The sequence below is a fragment of the Sphingobium sp. genome (assembly GCF_048594625.1).
Lineage (GTDB): Bacteria > Pseudomonadota > Alphaproteobacteria > Sphingomonadales > Sphingomonadaceae > Sphingobium.
On the sequence record NZ_JBMDWL010000105.1, the window covers coordinates 1 to 6127 of the forward strand.

5 protein-coding genes are annotated in these 6127 nt (G+C 63.0%); 1 reads left to right on the top strand and 4 read right to left on the bottom strand.

Annotation, left to right across the window (positions count from 1 at the left end):
• From ACOJSJ_RS13440 to ACOJSJ_RS13455, 4 genes are all read right to left on the bottom strand, one after another.
• On the bottom strand, positions 1-1118 hold a 1118-nt coding region (locus ACOJSJ_RS13440; RefSeq protein ID WP_420145480.1), incomplete at its 3' end, for an MFS transporter.
• A 20-nt stretch (positions 1119-1138) separates the two neighbouring features.
• Complete coding sequence (locus ACOJSJ_RS13445; protein WP_420145481.1) at positions 1139-1804, bottom strand: aspartate/glutamate racemase family protein; 666 nt, start codon at positions 1802-1804, stop codon at positions 1139-1141.
• Between the two features lie 18 nt (positions 1805-1822).
• The gene (locus ACOJSJ_RS13450; protein WP_420145482.1) at positions 1823-3436 is read right to left on the bottom strand and encodes an alpha-L-fucosidase; all 1614 of its coding nucleotides are present in this window, start codon (positions 3434-3436) and stop codon (positions 1823-1825) included.
• Positions 3433-5532: a beta-galactosidase gene (locus tag ACOJSJ_RS13455; RefSeq protein ID WP_420145483.1), complete on the bottom strand. Its 2100-nt coding sequence runs from the start codon at positions 5530-5532 to the stop codon at positions 3433-3435. The genes ACOJSJ_RS13450 and ACOJSJ_RS13455 overlap by 4 nt, the downstream gene beginning before the upstream one ends.
• Positions 5533-5707: 175 nt before the next feature.
• On the opposite strand from ACOJSJ_RS13455, the gene ACOJSJ_RS13460 reads away from it, so the two are divergent.
• The coding region (locus ACOJSJ_RS13460) for a glycosyl hydrolase (protein ID WP_420145484.1) at positions 5708-6127 on the top strand (420 nt) is incomplete at its 3' end.

The following is a 6127-nucleotide window of genomic DNA, read 5'->3' on the forward strand; positions in this document are numbered from 1 at the left end:
TAGCCGATCACCACGGTGCAGACGAAACCGCCGAGGTTCCCCGCCGTGTTCATGACGCCGCTGGCGGTGCCGCCGTAACGGCCGCCGATCGACATGCACATCGCCCATGCGGACGGCAGCATCAGGTCCATGACGCCGAAGGCAGAAGCGGCGAGGATGACGATCAATATCTTGCTGGTGACGAGGCTCATGAGGACTAGCAGCGCCGCCGTGATGGTGAGGCAGATGCTGGCGATGCGGCTATACGCCTTGCGGATGCCGATGCGGTCGGCGAGGCGATCACACAGCACGCCGCCCGCCAGATTGGCGACGATGCCGAGGAGGAAGGGGATGGAGCCGTAAAGGCCCATTTCGGCAACGGTGAACCTGGCGCCATTGACCATCCATGTCGGAAACCAGTTGAAGAAGAACCAGCTGCCAAAGGCATAGAAGCAATAAGCGAGCGCGATCAGCCAGAGTTGCGGCAGGGACAGGAGTTTGCGCCATGGCGTGCCGCTATGGCCTGCGCTGTCGTCGCTGCCGATTTCGGCAACTTCGGCGGCGGTGATGCCGGGCTGATCGGCGGGGCGATCATGGTAGAAGGCGCGCCATGCCAGCGCCCAGCCAAGGCCTATCATGCCCAAGACGATGAAGACGGCGCGCCAGCCGAACTGCGCCTGTAACGGCACCAGCAGGAGTGGTGCGAGCGCGCCGCCCAGACGGCTGGCGGCCCAGATAACCCCTTGCCCCCGCGCCCGTTCGCGCGCCGGGAGCCAGCGGTAGAGGACGCCGGACATGTTGGGATAGGCCCCCGCCGCGCCGAGGCCGAAGAGGAAACGCGCGCCGGTCAGCTGCCAGAAATTGCGGGCGAAGGCGGTGGCTGCGGTGAAGAAGGACCACCAGAGCGTGATGCGCGTCAGTTCCTTGCGATAGCCATGCTTGTCGCCCAGCGCGCCCGAAGGCACTTCGAACACGGCATAGGCGATCACATAGGCGCCCAGCACCCAGCCCCATTGTTCCGGGGTAATCGCCAGTTCCTTCTGCACCGACGGGCCGGTGACCGCGATGGCCATCCGGTCGAGGAAGGTGATGACGGACAGGACGCCCAGAAGCCCGACGACGGCATGACGTTTTTTCATCCCCCCTCTCCCCTTTATCGTCAGATCAGACTGGCCAGCACGTCGCGGGCGCGCTCCACGCCCAGTTCCGGGCTGGTGAAGACGGGGACCGGCACTGCCCCTTCGGGCAAGGCGGCAAGGGCGCGGGCCATGGATGCCTGCGCAAAGAGGATGGCGTCCATGCCCGCCATCTTCCCCGTCAGCGCTTCGCCGACGATGCGGTCATGGGTTGCGCCGTCGCCCGCCATGACGGCTTCGAATGCGCCTTCACAGACATGTTCGACGATTTCGATGTCCTTGCCGCTTTCTTCCGCCACGCGGCGTACGAGCGCGGCGGTGGGGGCGAGCGTGGTGGAGAGGGTTGCGAGGACGCCGACCTTCGTTCCGGCCGCGACGGCCTTTTCCGCCATGGGGCGATCAACGCGCAGGACGGGCCTGTCATGCAGCTGAGCGGCCATGTCCACCGCCGGGCCGATGGAGGAGCAGGTGACGAGCGTGACGTCCGCCCCCGCGTCGAAAGTCGAGCCGACCAGATCGATCAGGCGGCGCATGGTGGATTTTTCCAGCTTGCCCGCCGCGATGGTGTTCTTGATCAGGCTTTCGTCCACGAAATGGAGGATGCGCACGCCCGGTATGATCCGCGCGGTCAGTTCGTTGAACAGCGGGCTGAGCGTCGGGCTGGTATGGAGAAGGGCCAGCGTTTTCATGTCATGTCTCTCCGGATCTTATGATTTGAAGCTGATGCGCAACGCGTAGGGCATCGCATCCGCGCCGCTTTGCGGCAAGGTGACAGAGAGGCCTTTCTCGGTCTGCTCCCATTTGACCGCGCCGGTGCCGAGCAGTTCGATGCGGTCGATCGGGCGATCGAGATAGGGCGTTCCCGCAAACAGCGTCTTGATAAGGACCGCGCCGTCGGCCGGGCGTTCAAGGCCCAGCGCGTAGAGATTGCCGTCCTTCGTCGTAAAGCGAATGTCTTCCTTCGTGAAGCTGCTGACATTCTTTTCAGTGAACTGGCCGACCTGACGGACATGGCCGGACTTGGTCGGGCCTTCGCCGAAATAGAGGAAGGGGCGCGTGCCGTAAATCGCCTCTCCATTCACCTTCAGCCATGCGCCCATGCCGCGCAGGACGGTGGCGATTTCTTCGGGGATGGTGCCGTCCGCCTTTGGCCCCACATTCAACAGAAGATTGCCGTTTTTCGACACGATGTCGATCATGTCGGCGATCAGCGATTTGGGCGTGCGGTAGCTGTCATTCTGGGCATAGCCCCAGCTTTTGATGCTGACCGAGGTGTCCGACTGCCATGGCGTGAGTTTGAGCGCATCGGTCTTGCCGCGTTCGAGGTCGAACATGGCGCTGCCTTCGGCGAATTGCGACCCCTTATAGGCGATGATGCCGGGCGCTTTCCATTCCGCCGAGCGGTTATAATAATAGGCCGCGGTGTCGCGCATCAGCGGTTCGAACAGAGGCGAGGATGTCCACCAGTCGAAATAGATGAGTTCGGGCTGATATTTGTCGATCAGTTCCGACGTGCGCGCCATCCAGTCGTTCAGAAACTCCTTGTTGGGCGGACTCCAGTTGTGGAGCAGGTCGCTGTCGGGCCAGTTGTCGGGCTTGTCGGCGGGCAGGCCCGTGGGCGCGGCGGGGCCGTAGAGGCCGGCATATTTGGGGTCGTTGACGTCGGAATCATAAGTGCGCCCCTTATGATACCACCACCAATGTTCGGCGCGGTGCGACGACAGGCCGAAATGCAGGCCGCTGGCGCGCGCGGCCTGCGCGATTTCGCCGGTCACGTCGCGCTTTGGCCCCATGTCGGCGGAGTCCCATTTGGTGAAGGCGGACTGATACATGGCGAAGCCGTCGCAATGTTCGGCGACCGGCACCACATAGCGCGCGCCCGCATCCTGAAACAGTTTCATCCATGTGGCGGGATCGAACTTCTCCGCCTTGAACTGGGGAATGAAATCCTTGTAGCCGAACTTGCTTTGCGGGCCGTAGGTTTTCAGGTGATGCTCATAGGCGGCGTTGCCCGGCACGTACATGTTCCGGCTGTACCATTCATTGGCATAGGCCGGGACCGAATAGACGCCCCAATGGATGAAGATGCCGAATTTCGCATCCTGAAACCATGCGGGCGTGCGGAAGCCGCGCAGGGAATCCCAGTCCGGGCGGAAGGGGCCTTCATTGACGCCCTGCTTCACCTTGGCCAGCTGCGCTTCGACCGGGGCGGCCCTGTAATCCATCGGCCATGGGGATTTGGCGGCGGATTTCTGTTGGGCGAGCGCCGGGGCGGTCATGGCGGTGAGGGCGCAGAGCGCCGCGATCAGAGGCTTTTTCACTTGGATGCTCCCCGTTGCAGGACGGCGACGCCTTGCGCCGCCAGAGTGAGGGCCTGTTTGCGGCCGCCCTCCAATATGTCGGTCATGGTTTCGGGCAGGGTGACGCTGCGCGCTTCCTTGCCATGGTTGATCAGGATGACGATGGAGCGGCCATCGCCCTGCCGCGTCATCAGTTCGACGTCGGCGGGGACGGCGAAGTCACGGGCGACGTTCGCGTCCTTCAGCGCATCGTCGATCAGCGTCTTCATCAACCCCTTGTCGAGCAGCGCGCCGACATAGGTGATCCGGCCCTTGCCCACTTTGCGCGTCAGGGCAGCGGCATGGCCGTCGAGCCAGCCATTCGCCTTGCCATAGCGCAAAAGCACCTGCGTATCGGGCGATTTGGCGGTCAGGTCTTCGGCCCACATCGTCGCCTTGCCGGTGCCGACCTCAACAGCTTCGTCCAGCGCATAATATTGTTCGACCTGTCCGCCGAGGAGATCGGCAAGCGGGCCGGGCTGGCGGCGGGGCTGGAGACGATCATATTCGTCACGCATGCCCGAACGCGGGCCGAGGATCAGGTGGCCGCCATTTTTGACGAAGGCGGTCAGCTTTTCCGTCATTTGCGGGGTGAGGATGGCAAGGTTCGGAGCGACGACCAGCTTGTAGGTGTCGAGCGGCCCGGCGGCCTCCACGATGTCGACGCTGCCCAGCGCATCCTTGAGCGGGGCATAATAGTCGAGCAGCACGCCGATCTGGTCATAATCCTTGTGGTGCGGCTGGAAATCGATGGTCCAGCGGCTGGGATAATCCTGAAGGATGGCGACGGGGGAGACGGGCGCGGTGCCCGCGATGACCGGCGTGGCCTTTGCCATTTCACGGCCGATCTTCGTCACTTCCTCATAGACGGGGAGCGGCTTGCCGTCCGGGCCGAGGATGGAGCCGTGCATCGTTTCCTGACCATTGAGCGCATTGCGCCATTGCCAGTAGAGGATGCCATCCGCGCCATGGCCGATCGCCTGCCACGCCATGGCACGGGTCTCGCCGGGATAGAGCATGTTGCTGACCGGCGCCCAGTTCACATAGCCGGGCTGAATTTCCATCACCCAGAAATTCTTCCGCTTCCAACCGCGCACCAGATCATGGCTGGCACCGTTGCGATAGGGGAGCAGATGGCCGGTGCCGACATAATTGTCCCATGACGCGAAATCGAGATCGCGGTTGATGTCGTAACGGTCGAACCTGTTCGCCCAGCCAAGACCGCCAAGATTGGTGGTGATGAACTGCGCGGGCAGCGCATGGGCGCGGATGGCGTCCAGCTGGTTCTTCTGGAACGCGACCCACTGGCTGGTGATGTAGCGTTTCTGCTCCAGCATCAGGCCGGGATTGCCCTTTTCCGTGTTGAACGGCACCTGCCCCCAGTCGCTGTAGGTTTGCGACCAATATTGGGTCGTCCATGCGTCATTGAGTTTGGCCAGCGTGCCGTAACGCGATTTCAGCCAGTCGACCCAGCCCGCCTTGGCAGCGGGATCATAGCTTTCGTCGGTATATTCATTGCCGATCTGCCAGCCGACGACATTGGGTTCGCGGCCCAGCGCCTGCGCCATGCGGGTGACGATGTCGCGGCTCAACTGGCGATAATGGGGGTCGGAGATGGAGAATTGGCGGCGGCCGCCATGGCCGAGCCGCTTGCCAACGCCATCGATGCGCAGCACTTCGGGATATTTCTGCGTCATCCATGCGGGCGGCGTGTCGGTGGGGGTGCCGATCACGACCTTTATGTCATATTTCGCCGCCAGCCGCACGGCGCGGACCAGCCAGCCCATGTCATAGGCGCCCTCGGTCGGTTCCATCGCGGCCCATGCAAATTCGCCGATGCGCACGACGTTGGCGCCATGTGCCTTCATCAGGCGCAGATCTTCGGCCCAGCGTTCCTCCGGCCATTGTTCGGGATACCAAGCGGAACCGAGATAGAGTTGTCTGAACTGTTCCTGCCCGTTGGGCGCCGTTGCGCCCGGTGCGGGGGCGGCGGAGAGTGGCGCGGACATCAGAAGCGCGGGGGCGATCAGGGCGGCGGCCTTCCACCAGCCCGATTGCCTGTGATTGCGTGCTTTCATGCCCCACTCCATCCGTCGAAACCTCAATTAGTATTATTTTATGACATTTGCTTGCCCATGGCTATTAGTATGAGTAAACCAAGTCAACCGCTTTCGCCGCGCATCGGGCTGGTTGTTGCCCGAACAAAGAGCGCGCGCGATCGTGCCATGGAAGAATGACGGGGAGAGGATTGGAATGAAACGCGCATTCATAAGGAGGCTGGCCTGCGGCGTGGCAATGGCGGCGATGGCCGGTGCGCCGTTATCGGCGCAGCAGGCCACGCAGCAGGGAATGGGCACGCCGGACGCTGCAACCTTCCGCAATCCCCCCGCCGATACGCGGCCCCAGACGCTCTATTTCTGGATGAACGGCAATGTGACGCAGCAGGGGATCGACGCCGATCTGGACGCCATTGCCAAGGCGGGGCTTGGCGGCGTGCTGGTGTTCGACGGCAGCGACGATGTGCCCAAGGGACCGGTCGATTATCTCAGCCCCCAATGGCTGGGGCTGATGACCCATATGATGGGCAAGGCGGGCGATCTGGGGTTGCAGGTGGGGATGCACAATGCGCCGGGCTGGTCGTCCAGCGGGGGGCCGTGGATCGCGCCCGATCAG